This is a genomic window from Ramlibacter sp. bp-362, assembly GCF_054956735.1.
Genome location: NZ_JBUDXE010000001.1, coordinates 51,370 through 66,453 on the forward strand (window position 1 = coordinate 51,370; position 15,084 = coordinate 66,453).

The window sequence follows — 15,084 nt, forward strand, 5'->3', positions numbered from 1 at the left end:
TCGTGAACTTCCGGTCCCTCAGCACCCTGCAGATCGCTCTGGGCGTGTCCGTCCTCGTCCACGCCGCGGTGCTCACCGTGCGCATCGTCGATCCGGAAGGCTTCGACCGCGTCTTCCAGGACACCCCGCTGGAGGTGGTGCTGGTCAACGCCCACACCAGCGAGAAGGTGGAGCGCGCGCAGGCCATCGCGCAGCGCACGCTGGCCGGCGGCGGCGAAGCCGACCAGGGCCGCGCGACCTCGCCGCTGCCGCCCTCGGCGCTCACCAGCTTCGGCGACGCCGCGGAAGACGAGCAGAAGAAGATCGAGGCGATGCAGGAGCAGCAGATGCTGATGCTCGCCCGCATCAAGCGCACCCTGGCGGCGATGCCCCCGGCGGACCCGAAGCAGGTCCGCACCAACCCGGAAGCGGCGGCGCGCGAGGACAAGCGCCGGCGGCTGATGAAGCTGCTGGCCGAGATCGAGAAGCGCATCAACGAGGAGAACGCGCGGCCCAAGAAGCGCTACATCAGCCCCTCGACGCGCGAGGAGGTGTACGCGGTCTACTACGACGCGCTGCGGCGCCGGATCGAGGACCGCGGCACGCGCAACTTCCCCGAGCTGGCGGGCCGCAAGCTGTACGGCGAGCTGACCATGATCGTCACCGTCAACTTCGACGGCCGCGTGCTGGACACCGAGGTGGTGGAGACCTCCGGCAACCGCGTGCTGGACCGCCGCGCCGCGTCCATCGCGCGCGCCGCCGGACCGTTCGGCCGCTTCAACGAGGCGATGCGCCGCAAGGCCGACCAGATCGTCGTGGTCTCGCGCTTCAAGTTCACGCGCGAAGACACGCTCGAGACCAAGCTCACGAACCGCTGATGGCGCACACCGTGGACCGTTACTGCGTCATGGGCAATCCCGTGGAACACAGCAAGTCGCCGTGGATCCACGCCCGCTTCGCCGCCCTCACCGGGCAGGCGGTGGAATACGGCAAGCGCCTGGTGCCGGTGGACGGCTTCGCGGCCGCCCTGCGCGACTTCCGCGCCGAAGGCGGCAAGGGCTGCAACGTCACCGTGCCCTTCAAGTTCGAGGCCGCCGCGCTGGCGGACTTCCGCAGCGACCGCGCCGAACTGGCCGGCGCCTGCAACACGCTGCGGCTGGAGGCCGACGGCATCCACGGCGACAACACCGACGGCATCGGGCTGGTGGCGGACCTGCAGGGCAACGCCGGCTTCGCGCTGGCGGGCCGCGACCTGCTGCTGCTGGGCGCCGGCGGCGCCGCGGCGGGCGTGCTGGCGCCGCTGCTGCAGGCGCGGCCGCGCCGCATCGTCGTGGCCAACCGCACCGTCGGCAAGGCGCAGGCGCTGGTGGCATCGCATGCGGCGCTCGCCGCCGCATCGGGCGCGGACCTGCAGGCCTGCGCGCTGGCCGCGGTGCCGGGCCGCTTCCACGCCGTGATCAACGCCACCGCGAGCAGCATGGCGGGCAGCGGCGTGCCTGTGGCCGCATCCGTGCTGGCGCCGGGCGCGCTGGCCTGCGACCTGATGTACGGGCCGGCCGCCGGGGACTTCCTGCAATGGGCGCGCGAACACGGCGCGACCGGGCGCGACGGCCTCGGCATGCTGGTGGAGCAGGCGGCCGAAGCCTTCCTGTTCTGGCGCGGCGTGCGCCCGCCCTCGCGGCAGGTGCTGGCGGAGCTGCGCAAGGAGCTCGCGCGATGAACGCCTTCGCCCGCTGGCTGGGGCTGGTGCTGCTGGCGTTCGTCGCGCTGCAGCTGTTCTTCATCGCGCGCATCGCCCTCATGTCCGTCGTGGACCCGGAATCCACGAGCTTCCAGCGCTCGGAAGCCTTCCGCATCGCGACGCAGAAGGACAAGCTGCGCTGGCGCCAGGAGTGGGTGCCCTACGACCGGATCTCCGACAACCTCAAGCGCGCGGTGATCGCCTCGGAGGACGACGGCTTCGCCAACCACGACGGCGTGGACTGGGACGCGGTGGAGAAGGCCTGGGAGCGCAATGCCAAGGCGGAGGCGCGGGCGGAGCGCCGCGCCCAGCTCGCGCCTTCGAAGCCCGTCAAGCCGCCGAAGATCGTCGGCGGTTCCACGATCACGCAGCAGCTGGCCAAGAACCTGCTGCTTTCCGGCGAGCGCAGCCTGCTGCGCAAGGGCCAGGAGTTCGTGCTGACGATGGTGCTGGAGCAGGCGCTGTCGAAGGAACGCATCCTGGAGATCTACCTGAACAGCGTCGAATGGGGCGAAGGCGTGTTCGGCGCCGAGGCGGCGGCGCAGCACTACTACCGCAAGAGCGCCAGCCGGCTGACGGCCTGGGAGGCGGCGCGGCTCGCGGTGATGCTGCCGCAGCCCAAGCGCTTCGAGAAGAACCCGGGCTCCGGCTACCTCGCCAGCCGCGCCTCCACCATCGCGGCGCGCATGCGGCACGCGGAACTGCCCTGAGGACCATGCGCATCCTCGGCATCGACCCGGGCCTCCAGACCACCGGCTTCGGCGTGATCGATGCGGACGGCTACACGCTGCGCTACGTCGCGAGCGGCACGATCACCACGACCCACCTCGCGCGCGGCGACCTGCCGGCGCGCCTGAAGGTGCTGTACGACGGCATCGGCGAACTGCGCACGCGCTACCGGCCCGACGCGGCGGCGATCGAGATCGTGTTCGTCAACGTGAACCCGCAGTCCACGCTGCTGCTGGGGCAGGCGCGCGGCGCCTGCGTCACGGCGCTGGTCGCCTGCGAGCTGGCCGTCGCGGAGTACACGCCCATGCAGATGAAGCAGGCGGTGGCCGGCACCGGCAAGGCCGCGAAGGCGGAAGTGCAGCAGATGGTCAAGCGCCTGCTGCAGCTGCCCGCCCTGCCCGGCAAGGACGCGGCCGATGCGCTGGGGCTGGCGATCACGCACGCCCACGCGGCGATCGCGACGGCGCGGATCCAGGAGGCGGGGAACGTGGCGCGGCGGAATACCGGCGCGTACAAGACCGGCCGGGTCATCTGACCCTGCCTTGCTCCCTCTCCCGCTTGCGGGAGAGGGCCGGGGTGAGGGCCGGCCCCTAGCGCAGCTCCGGCACCAGGTAGCTGCAGTCCTTTCCCGCCAGCGCCTCTTCCAGGCTCAGCAGCAAAGCCTCCTTCTGCGCCACGAAGGACGCCGGCGAGCGCCCCGCCACGTGCGGCGTGAGCAGCACGTTGTCGAACGCGGCCAGTTCGGCCGGCACCTCCGGCTCCTCTTCCAGCACGTCCAGCCCGGCCCCCGCGATCAGGCCTTCGCGCAGGGCGCGCACCACGTCGGCGGTCGCGAACACCGTGCCGCGCGAGACGTTGATCGCGTAGCCCTCCGGACCCAGGCGCTTGAGCACCTCGTAGTCGACGATGTGGTGCGTGGAGGGGCCGCCGGGGCAGGCGGCGATCAGGAAGTCCGCCGCTTCGGCCAGGTCGCGCACGTTGTCGACGAAGGTGCCGGGTACGCCGTCGCGCGCCGCGATGTCGAAGTACGCGATGCGCGCATCGAAGGCGGAGGCGCGCCGGGCGATCAGCTGGCCGACCCGGCCCATGCCGACGATGCCGACCGTGGAGCCGTTGAGCGTGGCCCGCTCGCCGCGCGAGCTCTTCCACTTGCCGGCCTTCACCGCGGCGCTCAGGCCGCAGTAGCCGCGGGCGAGCGCGAGCGCGAGCCCGATGGCGTGGTCGGCGACGGTGGCGGCGTTCGCGCCGGGCGCGTGCGTCACCACGACCGAGCGGCCGCGGGCCGCCGCCACGTCGACCTTCTCGTAGCCCGCGCCGAAGGAGCAGACCACCTTCAGCGCGGGCAGCCGCTCCATCAGGCGGGCGCTGCAGCCGGTGGACCCGTTGGTGACGACGGCGACCGTCGCCTCGGCCTGCGCGGGCGTCAGCTCCGGCTGCCCGCCGCTCTCCGGCTGGTAGGACAGTTCATAGCGCGAGCGCAGCGCCTCCACGGTGTGCTCCGGCAGCGGGATCAGCGCGATCAGTTGCGGCTTCATCAGGCGCCCTCCTTGCCGGCGACGGGCACGACATCCTTCACGGCGCCCTTCCAGCCGCTTTCCGTCAGGTCGAACACGATGCCGTCGGGCGTGCGGTACTTCACCTCGTAGTACACGTTCGGGTTGAGCTCCTTGCGCCCCGTCAGGTAGGTGCCGCCGGCGGCCTTCACCGCGGCCTCGCTCTCCTCCAGGTTGTCGACCCACATGCCGAAGTGGATGACGCCGCGCACGTCCTTGAGGCCCGCATAGCCGGGGACCGTCTCGTCCTTGAAGTTCAGCAGCGCCACGTTCATCACGCCGTCGGTCATGTAGACGCCGCGCATCGCGTTGCCGGCCCTCTTCATGCCGAAAGCCTGTTCGAAGAAGCGGGCGGCCGCCTCCGGGTCGCTGACGGAAAGTGCGATGTGACGTAGTTTCGCCATCCGGTTCATCCTCTGTTTGTCTGGGCGCAATGGTATACCAAACAACATATTTGGCGCACATGAAACATAATTTGGCACCTCACTGGCGGGGATTTCGCGCCTTCGGGCACAATGGAGCATGTCCAACATCGGCACACGCATCTACAAGACCCTCGCGGACGACATCATCAAGGGCAACCTGCGTCCCGGGGAGAAACTCGACGAACGCACGCTGGCCGAGCGTTTCCAGGTCTCGCGCACGCCCATCCGCGAGGCGCTGCGCCTGCTGGGCTCGCGCGGCCTGGTGGAGATGTCGCCCCGGCGCGTCGGCGTGGTCGCCAGCATCGGCATCGACCGCCTCGCCGAGCTCCTCGACGCCGACGGCGAACTCGAATCGCTGTGCGCGCGCCGATCGGCCGAGTACATGACGGTCATGGAGAAGAAGGAGCTCGAGTTCCTGCACGAACAGGGCGCCAAGTTCGCCGAGGCGAACGACACCGAGGGCTACCTGGCGATGAACGACCAGTTCCACCGGCTCCTCTGCGCGGGCGCGCACAACGAAGTGCTGGCCTCGCTGGTGGAGGACCTGCGGGCGCGCCTGGCGCCCTTCCGCCAGGCGCAGCCGGAGATCGAGGTGCGCTTCAGCGTCTCGCACGGGGAACACACGGCGGTGGTGGATGCGATCCTCAAGGGCGACCCGGAGGCGGCCTACACGGCGATGCGCAGCCACAACGCGCGCCTGAGCACCACCGTGATCCGCCTGCTGCGCAGCCAGCAGCAGGAGCAGGCCCGCAAGGCCGCCTGAGCGCCTCAGGCGCGCCCCTGCGGCAGCAGCGCCACCGCCTTCATCTCCACCATCATGTCCGGGTGCGGCAGCGCGCGCACGGCCACCGTCGTGCGCGCCGGGCCCGTCGCGTCGAAGAACTCGCCGTAGACCTGGTTGTAGGCGTCGAAGTCGGCCATGTCGACCAGGAACACCGTCATGTCCACGCAGTCGCGCAGCGAGCCGCCCACGGTCTCCAGCGTGCGGGCGATGTTCTGCAGGACGATGCGCGTCTGCAGCGCCGTGTCGCGGCGGACGCTGCCGTCGGCGCTCTTCGTGACGCCGGCGATGCTGCCATCGGGCTGCCGCGCCGTCGTGCCCGAGAGGAACACGAGGTCGCCCGCGCGCTTGGCGTGCGGGTACTTGCCCAGGGGCTTGGCCCGTTCGGCGACGATGGTCTCGCTCATTGCAGCGCCTCCCGCAGGCCGGGCATGGTGAAGCCCAGGGTCTTCAGCTTGACGACCAGCGCGTCCGCCTGTTCGGACGGCAGCAGCGTCAGCGGCGGCCGCACGGCCTCCCAGTCCTGCAGGTCCGACGCGTCCGCGATCACGTGCTTGAGCGCCGGGATCATGGGGAAGGACTGCATCAGCGAGCGCACGGCGCCCACCTGCGCCTGGCGCTCCGCGCTGCCGGGCGTGCCGAAGCGCGCGATCAGCTGGGCGATAGCGCCCGGCTGGATGTTGGCGGTGGCCGAGATGCAGCCGGCGGCGCCGAGCGGCAGCGCCTTCTCCATCAGCGCCTCGGACGCCGGGAAGACCGAGAAGCCGGGGAAGCGCTTGAGCATGCCTTCGGTGTTGGCCCAGTCGCCCGAGCTGTCCTTCACGCCGACCACCGTCTTGGGGTAGGCGCGCAGCAGCTTCTCGATCAGCGTGTGCGTGATCGGCACGCCGCTCACCTGCGGGATGTGGTACAGGTAGACGCGCAGCTCCGGCGAGGCCACGCGCTCGATCACGCGCGCGTAGAAGTCGAACAGGCCTTCGTCGGACACGCCCTTGTAGAAGAAGGGCGGCAGCATCAGCGCGCCGCCGCAGCCGGCGCGCACGGCGGCGCGCGTCAGTTCCACCGTCTCGTCCAGCGAGCAGCAGCCGGTGCCCGGCATCACGCGGCGCGGATCGACGCCGTCCGTGACCAGCCGCTCCAGCAGGCGCAGCCGCTCCTTGAGCGACAGCGAATTCGCCTCGCTGTTGGTGCCGAACACGGCGAGGCCGGCGCCCTGCGAGACGAGCCAGCGGCAGAACGCCGAGAAACGGCGGTCGTCGACCGACAGGTCGCGCTGGAAGGGAGTGACGACGGGCGTGAAGACGCCGGAGAGGGGATGGCTTGCTTGCATGGTGGGCCGCTCAGGAAGGGATGTGCTCGAAGAAGTCGACGATCTCGCGTCCGAGGAGCTCCTCGCCCGAATTGAAGTGGGCGACGATGGACGTGTGGTTGTGCTTCTTCATCTGGAGGAAGCGTGGCGCCCGCGCGCGGGCGGCGCTCGCGCGCTGGAAGAACTCGGCGCCGTATTGCTCGAGGTAGGGGTTCTCGAATTCGGCGATCGCCACCAGCAGCGGCACCTGGCTGCGGTGCGCGTGCGTGACCGGCGAACGCTCCTCGTAGAGGGACGCGTCGTCGCCGAAGTAGGCGCGCACGCCCTCGGCGTTGGGGTTGCCGGGCAGCACGTCCGCGCGCAGGCGGGCGCTCACCAGGACGGCCGCCGCGGCGCGCGCCGGGCGCGCCGTGAAGGCCGGGTCGAACAGGCAGGTGGCCACGTGCGTGCCGCCGGCCGAATGCCCGATCAGGAACAGCCGGCGCGCGCGCGGACCGTCCGCGGCGTTGCTGGCCCACTCCGCCGCCGCGGCGACGTCCTCGGCGCCGCCGGGATACGGCGCATCCTGGGCCAGGCGGTACTCCATGTTGACCGCCGTGTAGCCCTGGCGCGCGAACCAGTAGCAGAGGTTGTCGTAGACGTGGCCGTTGCTGCTCTTCTTGCCGCGGATGAAGGCGCCGCCGTGCACGAAGAGCACGACGTCGCCCTGGCGCCGCTCGGCATCCGCGCCCGGCGCGGGCGTGAACACGTCCAGCACCTGGCGCGCATGCGCGCCGTAGGGGATGTCGCGCCGCACGGCGATCCCGGCGTTGTCGGCCTGCGCCACGATGGGGCTGTAGGTCGCGATCACCAGGTCGCGGTGCTTGTTGATGTTCGAGCCCCACACGGGCCCGATCTCCGCGAAGAGGCGGGCGTCCGCGGCCGGGAGGGCGCCGAGCGGCTCGAGCGTGGTCGGCATGCCTATTCGATCGCGTTGGCCGTGCGCAGGCTCTCGGCCAGCGAGGCGCGGCGCATGTACTGGCGGGCGGACTCGCGGTCGCCGGCGATGCGGCGCAGCTCGTCGAACTTCGCGCGGCGGGCCGCCTCGTCCTTCTCTTCCAGCATCTTCTTGTTGGCGATGGTCTGCGCCTGCACGTAGGCCACGGCGGCGTGGCGGCGCTGGCGGCTGTAGCGGTCCAGCAGCTTGTCGCCTTCCTTGCCCTGCATCACCAGCGTCAGCTTCTCGGCCAGGTTGATCGCGTCGTGGATGCCGCCATTCATGCCCATGCCGCCGATGGGATTGTTCACGTGCGCCGCGTCGCCGGCCAGCAGGATGCGGCCCTTGCGGAAGCTCTCGGCCACGCGCTGGTTGACGCCGTAGACGTTCGCGTACGCGATCTCGTAGCGGCCGGACTTCGGGAAGAACTTCTGCAGGCGCGCCTCGATGCCCTCGGGGCTGGCCGCGTACTCGGGCGACTCGCCGGCGCGCGTCGGGAAGATCGCGCGCCACAGGCCGTCCTCGCTCTCGCCGCGCACCTTGAACAGGTTGCACCACTCGTCCGGGTCGGAGAAGTAGGTGCGGTAGGCGTAGTCGGGGTGCACGCTCTGGAAGTCGAACTTCGTCGCGATCTTGACGAAGTTCTCCTCATAGGTGAAGCCCTCGAAGGCGATCTTGGCCGCCTTGCGGATGGTGCTGCGGCCGCCGTCGCAGCCGATGACGTACTCGCCGTGGTGCTTCTGCACGGCGCCGCCCGGGCCCTCCACCTCGAGCTCCACGCCGCCGGCCGTCTCGCGCACCTGCAGCACGCGGTGGCTGAAGCGCACGTCGAAGTCGGACTCGTTGGCGTAGCGCGCGGCGATGTCGCGCGTGAGCTTGTACTGCTCGTACTGCAGCACGAAGGGGAAGCGGAACTCGTCGCGCAGGTCGCGCAGGTCGAACTGGGCGATCAGCTCGCCGGAGGGGCGGTCCCGGAACTGGTAGGTCTCGGAGACCAGGCCGCGCGGGACGATCATCTCCGTGACGTTCAGCTTGTCCAGCATCTCCAGCGTCGTCGGGTGGATCGACGCGGCGCGCTGGTCGCGCACGGGCGCCGGCTCCTGCTCGAACACCGTCACCTGGATGCCCGCGCGGTTCAGCGCCAGGGCGCAGACCATTCCCACCGGTCCCGCGCCGACGACGAGGACCCTGTTCTTTCCTTGCTGCATGTCTGTCTTCTTTCTCCTGCGCCGGGGCTCACTGGGGCGTGATGCCTGCATTGATGATCACCGGCTTCCATTTGGTGATGTCGTCCAGGATCCGGCGGCGGAAGGCCTCCTTGATCTCCGGGATGGGCGTCACGCCCATGCCCAGGAGCTTCTCCTGGAATTCGCGGTCGGCGTGGATCTTCTGCATCTCGCGCGCCAGGGTGTCGACCACCACGGGCGGCACGCCGCTGGGCGCCAGGATGCCGTTCCAGGTCTCCACCACGTGGCCGGGATAGGTCTCGGCGATCGTCGGGACGTCCGGCAGCTGCGGGATGCGCTGCTCGCTGGACACCGCCAGCAGGCGCAGGGCGTTGCTCTTCGCGTAGGGCAGCACCTCCGAGAGGTTGCCCGAGTAGAAGTCGATCTGCCCGCCCAGGACGTCGGTGAGCGCCGGCGCGCCGCCCTTGTAGGGAATGAGGTTGCCCTCGATGCCGGCGCGGTGCAGGAACAGCACGGCCGACAGGTGCGTCAGCCCGCCGACGCCGGCGTGGCCCACGGCCAGCTTGCCGGGATTCTTCCTGGCATAGCTCACCAGCTCGGCCAGCGTGCGGAAGGGCGCGTCCTTGCGGGCGGCGATCACGTAGGGGTTGCCGCCGACGTTCGCCACCGGCACGAAGTCGCGCAGCGGGTCGAACCGGATACGGTTGGTGAACGGGGCGGTGGACACTTGCGTCAGCGTGCCGAAGAACAGCGTGTAGCCGTCGGTCTTGGCGCGCGACACGTATTCCGCGGCGATCATCCCGCCGGCCCCGGCACGGTTTTCCACGACCACCGGCTGCCCCAGGAGCTTGCCCAGGCGCTCGGCGACGACGCGCGCCATGGAGTCCGTGTTGCCGCCGGGCGCGTAGGGCACGATCAGGGACACGGGACGGGTCGGCCACTGGTCGGCCGAGGCGATCACGGGAAGGGCGGCTGCGCCACAGAGGAGGGATACGACGGCTCGACGACTGACCTGGCTCACGGGAACTCCTGTCGGAAAGGGGAGAAAGGGAGAGGTTGCTGGCATGCATTCTGTGCACCGCTTTGATCCATGTCAAAGATTTGGTATGCCCATCCGCCGTGCTTGGTCTTTTATGGAGTAGATTGGTATACCAGATAACAATGGGGTCCTCCAAACCGGTTTTGAAAGGACTCCATGGACAAGTTGCGCCATATCGCCCTCTCGGTCAGCGACCCCGAGGCGGCTGCGCAGTTCTTCGAGAAGGCGTTCGGCATGCGGCGCGCGGGCAAGGCCATGCGCGGCGTCTACATGACCGACGGCGTCATGAACGTGGCGCTGCTGAACTTCAAGGATGAGACCGTGCCCGGCTACGCGGGCCTCAAGGACGTGCGCGGCGTCATCCACTTCGGCATGTGGGTCGACGACATCGAGGAAACCGAGAAGCGCGTCAAGGCCGCGGGCGGCACCTACCTCACCGGCCGCAAGGAAACCGACCCGAACGTCTTCTACGAGGTGAAGTACCGCACGCCCGACGGGATCGTCTTCGACGTGACCGAAAGCGGCTGGCGCGGCGCCGTCAAGGAAGTCGCCCCGGTCGGCGACAAGGCCTGATGCCGCCGCCCCTCCCTCCCACATCCATAACGAGAACCCGGACCATGAACCAACCCACCAGAAACCTGATCACCCTGTCGCTCGCCGCCCCGATGCTGATGCTGGCGGCTCCCGCGCCGGCGCTGGCGCAGACCTCCTCCGTGCAGATGTACGGCCTGGTCGGCCTGTACGTCGGCCGCACCGAGCGCAGCGGCGGCCCCGCCGCCGTGACGCAGATGGGCCATGGCGGCCTGACCACCTCCTACCTCGGCTTCCGCGGCAGCGAGGACCTGGGCACCGGCCTGAAGGCGATCTTCTCGCTGGAAGCCTTCTTCCGCCCGGACACCGGCTCCTTCGGCCGCACGCCGGCCGACCCGTTCTTCTCGCGCAACTCCTGGGTCGGCTTCGAGGGCGGCTTCGGGCGGGCCACGTTCGGCCGCCAGACCAACCCCACCTACAGCAACCTGGCCACGCTGAGCGCCTTCGGCGGTTCCACCGTGTTCTCGCCGCTGGTGCTGCAGACCTTCATCGGCACCTACGGCGGCGCGATCCTGGGCGACACCGTCTGGGACAACGCGATCCAGTACGCGGCGCCCAAGTGGGGCGGCCTGAGCGCCTCGGCGATCTACAGCTTCGGCGAGGTGGCCGGCGATTCCGGGCGCTCCAACTACGGCGTGCACGCGCGCTACCTGAACGGCCCCTTCAGCGTCGCGGCGTCGGTCCAGCACGTGGAAGTGCCCATGGCGGCGCCCATGACCGCGCAGGACGCCTGGATCGCGGGCGCGACCTACGACTTCAAGATGGCCAAGCTCTTCGGCTCCATCGGCCACACGAGCGCCGACGGCGTGAAGAACGACACCCGCACGACGAGCTTCGGCGTGCGCGTGCCGACCGGCCGCACGGGCGCCGTGATGGCGGAATGGGCGCGCACCAAGCGCGAGGCGGCGGTGGAAACGACGCGCAACACGGCGTCGGTCGGCTACGACTACTTCCTGTCCAAGCGCACGGACCTGTACGCCGTCTACAGCCGCGACAAGCTGACGTCGTTCGACTCCGCGAACACCTTCGCGGTGGGCATCCGGCACACCTTCTGAGTCACCAGGCCTTGGCCGGTTGCGCGAAGCCCTTCGGGGCTTCGCGGTCGTTCCCGAAGCTGACGACCTCGAAGGCGTCCTGGTCGGCCAGCAGCGCGCGCAGCAGCTGGTTGTTCAGGGCGTGGCCGGAGCGGAAGGCGCTGTAGGCGGCCAGCAGGGGCTTGCCGAGGAGGTACAGGTCGCCCATGGCGTCCAGGATCTTGTGCTTCACGAACTCGTCGTCGTAGCGCAGGCCGTCCGAGTTCAACACCCGATAGTCGTCCACCACGATCGCGTTGTCCATGCCGCCGCCCAGCGCCAGGCCGCGCGAGCGCATCATCTCGACGTCCTTGGTGAAGCCGAAGGTGCGCGCGCGGGCGATGTCGCGGGAATAGTGGCCGGTGCTCAGGTCGAACTCGTGGCGCTGGCCGGTCGAATTGACGACGCGGTGGTCGAAGTCGATCTCGAAACCCAGCTTGTAGCCGTGGTACGGGTCCAGCCGCGCCCACTTGAGGTTCTCGCCCTCGCCTTCCCGCACTTCCACGGGGCGCAGCACGCGGATGAAGCGGCGCGGCGCGTTCTGCGGCTCGATGCCGGCGCTCTGCAGCAGGAACACGAAGGAGGCGGACGAGCCGTCGAGGATGGGCACCTCTTCGGCCGTGATGTCCACGTACATGTTGTCCACGCCCAGGCCGGCGCAGGCGGACATGAGGTGTTCCACCGTGTGCACCTTGGCGCCGCCGTTGGAGATGGTCGAGGCGAGCCGCGTATCCGTGACGGCGTCGGCGGACACCGGGATGTCCACCGGCTGCGCCAGGTCGACGCGGCGGAAGACGATCCCGGTATCGGGCTGCGCGGGGCGCAGCGTCAGCTCCACCCGCTGGCCACTGTGCAGGCCCACGCCGACGGCCTTGGTCAGCGTTCGAAGGGTGTGTTGCCGGAGCATAGGGGCGTCATTTTAGTTGGCCGGCCCGCGGACCATTCGGGCTTTACCGGATAGCCACATGGAAGGCGGAGAGAAAGAACGCAGAGGACGCAGAGGAAAACCTGAAATTTTCTTCTCTGCGTCCTCTGCGTGGTTTCTGCGTCCTCTGCGTTCCTTTGGCGCCCTGTCAGTCAGCCTGTTTCCGGAGAAACGCCGGGATCTCGAAGTCGTCCATCCCGCCGCTCGAGAGCGCGTCGACCTTCGCGGCCGCCTGGGTGCGGTTGGTGCGCCACACGCTGGGGACGGCCAGGCCGCCGTAGTCCGGCTGTTGCGCGCCCGCCGCCTGCATCTCGCGGGTGACGATCGCGCCCGGGCCGCCCACGGCGTTGTTGATGGTCGGGACGTTGAAGGGCACGTTGTCGGTGCCGGTGCGCAGCACCTGCAGCGGCGGGGCCGTGCGGCGCTGGCCCTGGCGCGACAGGCCGGTGGCCACCACCGTGACGCGGACCTGGTCGCCCAGCTCGTCGTCGTAGGCCGTGCCGTAGATCACGTGCGCGTCCGGCGAGGCGTAGGCGCGGATCGTGTTCATCGCCAGCTTGGACTCGGACAGCTTCAGGCTGCCCTTGGCCGCCGTGATCAGCACCAGCACGCCCTTGGCGCCGGAGAGGTCGATGCCTTCCAGCAGCGGGCAGGCGACGGCCTGTTCCGCGGCGATGCGCGCGCGGTCCGGCCCGTTGGCCAGGGCCGTGCCCATCATCGCCTTGCCCGGCTCGCCCATCACCGTGCGCACGTCCTCGAAGTCCACGTTGACGTGGCCCGGGACGTTGATGATCTCCGCGATGCCGCCCACGGCGTTCTTCAGCACGTCGTTGGCGTGCGCGAAGGCCTCGTCCTGGGTGATGTCGTCGCCCAGCACTTCCAGCAGCTTCTCGTTGAGCACCACGATCAGCGAATCGACGTTCGCCTCCAGCTCCGCCAGCCCCTGGTCGGCGTTGGTCATGCGGCGGCCGCCTTCCCAGTCGAAGGGCTTCGTGACGACCCCCACGGTGAGGATGCCCATGTCCTTGGCGACACGCGCGATCACCGGCGCGGCCCCCGTGCCCGTGCCGCCGCCCATGCCGGCCGTGATGAACAGCATGTGCGCGCCCGAGATCGCCTCGCGGATAGCCTCCACGGCGGCCTCCGCGCATTCGCGGCCCTTCTCAGGCTTGCTGCCGGCGCCCAGGCCGGTGCCCCCGAGCTGGATGTGCTTGTGCGCCGAGCTGCGGGCGAGCGCCTGCGCGTCGGTGTTGGCGCAGATGAACTCCACGCCCTGCACGTTGCGCTCGATCATGTGCGCCACGGCATTGCCCCCGCCACCGCCGACGCCGATCACCTTGATCTGCGTGCCCTGGTGGAACTCCTCGACTTCGATCATTTCGATGCTCATTGCGTACTCCTGATTCGTTGCAGTTGCCACTGACTCTGTTGTTGGTGTTGCGTCATCAACGCGGGAACGGTGGATCGGTGCACCGACATCGCTCCTTTCTCGAGTGCGGCGGGGAACCGCGCGCCAGCCAGGGTGTGTGTTTCATGGTCAGAAGTTCCCCACGATGAAGTCGCGCAGCCGGCCGAAGGCCGTCTTCACGGAACCGTGCTGCTGCGCGACCTTCAGCCCGCGCACGCGCGCGAGGCGCGCCTCTTCCAGCAATCCCATCACGGTGGCGGCGCGCGGCTGCGCCACCATGTCCGACAGCGCGCCGTGGTAGCGCGGCACGCCGCGGCGCACCGGCTTCAGGAAGATGTCCTCGCCCAGTTCCACCATGCCCGGCATGACGGCGCTGCCGCCGGTGATCACGATCCCGGAGGACAGCACCTCCTCGAAGCCGGACTCGCGCACGACCTGCTGCACCAGCGAGAAGATCTCCTCGATGCGCGGCTCGATCACGCCGGCGAGCGCCTGGCGCGAGAGCATGCGCGGCCCGCGGTCGCCCAGGCCCGGCACCTCCACCTGCGTCTCCGGGTCGGCGAGCAGCTGCTTGGCGCAGCCCGACTCCACCTTGATGTCCTCGGCGTCCTTGGTCGGCGTGCGCAGCGCCATGGCGATGTCGCTCGTGATCAGGTCGCCGGCGATCGGGATCACGGCCGTGTGGCGGATCGCGCCGCCGGTGAAGATCGCGACGTCGGTCGTGCCGGCGCCGATGTCCACCAGCGCCACGCCCAGCTCCTTCTCGTCGTCCGTCAGGATGGAGCTGCTGGAGGCGAGCGGGTTCAGCAGCAGCTGCTCGACCTCCAGGCCGCAGCGGCGCACGCACTTGATGATGTTCTCGGCCGCGCTCTGGGCGCCGGTGACGATGTGCACCTTGGCTTCCAGGCGGATGCCGCTCATGCCGATCGGCTCCTTCACGTCCTGGCCGTCGATCACGAACTCCTGCGGCTCCACCAGCAGCAGGCGCTGGTCGGTCGAGATGTTGATCGCGCGCGCGGTCTCGACCACGCGCGCCACGTCCGCCTGCGTCACCTCGCGGTCCTTCACCGCCACCATGCCGCTGGAGTTGATCCCGCGGATGTGGCTGCCGGTGATGCCGGTCCACACGCGCGTGATCTTGCAGTCGGCCATCAGCTCCGCTTCCTTCAGCGCCTGCTGGATGCTCTGGACGGTGGCGTCGATGTTGACGACGACGCCGCGCTTCAGCCCGTTCGAGGGCGCCACCCCCAGCCCCGCGAGCTTCAGTTCGCCGGCCGGCATGACCTCGGCCACGACCGCCATCACCTTGGCCGTGCCGATGTCGAGCCCGACGACGAGATCCTTGTAGTCCTTGGCCATCCTCGTTGT

The 15,084-nt window shown here is 69.6% G+C and carries 17 protein-coding genes; 7 read left to right on the plus strand and 10 right to left on the minus strand.

Annotated features, from left to right (window positions below; all coding sequences use genetic code 11):
• The first annotated feature begins 2 nt into the window (after nt 1-2).
• The 4 genes from ACY0MJ_RS00225 to ruvC are packed head-to-tail and all read left to right on the plus strand — an operon-like array spanning nt 3 to nt 2,984.
• Entirely contained in the window at nt 3-857 is an 855-nt protein-coding gene (locus ACY0MJ_RS00225) for an energy transducer TonB (protein ID WP_462636218.1), read from the plus strand.
• Nucleotides 857-1,699 (plus strand): shikimate dehydrogenase, encoded by an 843-nt coding sequence (aroE, locus tag ACY0MJ_RS00230; protein WP_462636219.1) that lies wholly within the window; start codon nt 857-859, stop codon nt 1,697-1,699. Before ACY0MJ_RS00225 ends, aroE begins: the two co-directional genes overlap by 1 nt.
• Nucleotides 1,696-2,430: a monofunctional biosynthetic peptidoglycan transglycosylase gene (gene mtgA / locus ACY0MJ_RS00235; RefSeq protein ID WP_462636220.1), complete on the plus strand. Its 735-nt coding sequence runs from the start codon at nt 1,696-1,698 to the stop codon at nt 2,428-2,430. The genes aroE and mtgA overlap by 4 nt, the downstream gene beginning before the upstream one ends.
• A 5-nt stretch (nt 2,431-2,435) precedes the next feature.
• Nucleotides 2,436-2,984 (plus strand): crossover junction endodeoxyribonuclease RuvC, encoded by a 549-nt coding sequence (gene ruvC, locus ACY0MJ_RS00240; RefSeq protein WP_462636221.1) that lies wholly within the window; start codon nt 2,436-2,438, stop codon nt 2,982-2,984.
• A 55-nt stretch (nt 2,985-3,039) separates the two neighbouring features.
• Here the strand turns inward: ruvC and ACY0MJ_RS00245 are convergent, their stop codons facing one another.
• Both ACY0MJ_RS00245 and ACY0MJ_RS00250 read right to left on the minus strand, forming a co-directional pair.
• Nucleotides 3,040-3,984 carry a 2-hydroxyacid dehydrogenase gene (locus tag ACY0MJ_RS00245; protein WP_462636222.1) on the minus strand — a complete coding sequence of 315 codons (945 nt, stop codon included), beginning with the start codon at nt 3,982-3,984 and terminating at the stop codon, nt 3,040-3,042.
• Nucleotides 3,984-4,406, minus strand: coding sequence for a VOC family protein (locus ACY0MJ_RS00250; protein WP_462636223.1), 423 nt, complete (start codon nt 4,404-4,406; stop codon nt 3,984-3,986). The genes ACY0MJ_RS00245 and ACY0MJ_RS00250 overlap by 1 nt, the downstream gene beginning before the upstream one ends.
• A gap of 118 nt (nt 4,407-4,524) precedes the next feature.
• On the opposite strand from ACY0MJ_RS00250, the gene ACY0MJ_RS00255 reads away from it, so the two are divergent.
• Nucleotides 4,525-5,190, plus strand: coding sequence for a GntR family transcriptional regulator (locus tag ACY0MJ_RS00255; RefSeq protein ID WP_462636224.1), 666 nt, complete (start codon nt 4,525-4,527; stop codon nt 5,188-5,190).
• Nucleotides 5,191-5,195: 5 nt separating this feature from the next.
• Here the strand turns inward: ACY0MJ_RS00255 and ACY0MJ_RS00260 are convergent, their stop codons facing one another.
• Genes ACY0MJ_RS00260 through ACY0MJ_RS00280 form a run of 5 tightly spaced genes read right to left on the minus strand, consistent with a single transcriptional unit; the run spans nt 5,196 to nt 9,701 of the window.
• Nucleotides 5,196-5,615: a RidA family protein gene (locus ACY0MJ_RS00260; protein WP_462636225.1), complete on the minus strand. Its 420-nt coding sequence runs from the start codon at nt 5,613-5,615 to the stop codon at nt 5,196-5,198.
• The gene (locus ACY0MJ_RS00265) at nt 5,612-6,538 is read right to left on the minus strand and encodes a dihydrodipicolinate synthase family protein (protein WP_462636226.1); all 927 of its coding nucleotides are present in this window, start codon (nt 6,536-6,538) and stop codon (nt 5,612-5,614) included. Before ACY0MJ_RS00265 ends, ACY0MJ_RS00260 begins: the two co-directional genes overlap by 4 nt.
• Nucleotides 6,539-6,548: 10 nt before the next feature.
• Complete coding sequence (locus ACY0MJ_RS00270; RefSeq protein WP_462636227.1) at nt 6,549-7,475, minus strand: alpha/beta hydrolase; 927 nt, start codon at nt 7,473-7,475, stop codon at nt 6,549-6,551.
• Nucleotides 7,476-7,477: 2 nt separating this feature from the next.
• On the minus strand, nt 7,478-8,701 hold the full coding sequence (locus ACY0MJ_RS00275) for an FAD-dependent oxidoreductase (protein ID WP_462636228.1): 1,224 nt from the start codon (nt 8,699-8,701) through the stop codon (nt 7,478-7,480).
• Between the two features lie 28 nt (nt 8,702-8,729).
• Complete coding sequence (locus ACY0MJ_RS00280; protein WP_462636229.1) at nt 8,730-9,701, minus strand: Bug family tripartite tricarboxylate transporter substrate binding protein; 972 nt, start codon at nt 9,699-9,701, stop codon at nt 8,730-8,732.
• 174 nt (nt 9,702-9,875) lie between these two features.
• Here ACY0MJ_RS00280 and ACY0MJ_RS00285 point away from each other — a divergent pair, with 174 nt between their 5' ends.
• Nucleotides 9,876-10,292, plus strand: coding sequence for a VOC family protein (locus ACY0MJ_RS00285; protein WP_462636230.1), 417 nt, complete (start codon nt 9,876-9,878; stop codon nt 10,290-10,292).
• Nucleotides 10,293-10,336: 44 nt separating this feature from the next.
• Nucleotides 10,337-11,365 (plus strand): porin, encoded by a 1,029-nt coding sequence (locus ACY0MJ_RS00290; RefSeq protein WP_462636231.1) that lies wholly within the window; start codon nt 10,337-10,339, stop codon nt 11,363-11,365.
• A gap of 1 nt (nt 11,366) precedes the next feature.
• On the opposite strand, the gene lpxC is transcribed toward ACY0MJ_RS00290, so the two are convergent.
• The 3 genes from lpxC to ftsA form a co-directional block, all read right to left on the minus strand.
• A complete protein-coding gene (gene lpxC / locus ACY0MJ_RS00295) occupies nt 11,367-12,290 on the minus strand; it encodes a UDP-3-O-acyl-N-acetylglucosamine deacetylase (protein ID WP_462636232.1) in 924 nt (307 codons plus the stop codon).
• 166 nt (nt 12,291-12,456) lie between these two features.
• Entirely contained in the window at nt 12,457-13,698 is a 1,242-nt protein-coding gene (gene ftsZ, locus ACY0MJ_RS00300; protein ID WP_462636233.1) for a cell division protein FtsZ, read from the minus strand.
• A 147-nt stretch (nt 13,699-13,845) separates the two neighbouring features.
• Nucleotides 13,846-15,075 carry a cell division protein FtsA gene (gene ftsA / locus ACY0MJ_RS00305; protein ID WP_462636234.1) on the minus strand — a complete coding sequence of 410 codons (1,230 nt, stop codon included), beginning with the start codon at nt 15,073-15,075 and terminating at the stop codon, nt 13,846-13,848.
• Nucleotides 15,076-15,084 lie beyond the last annotated feature (9 nt).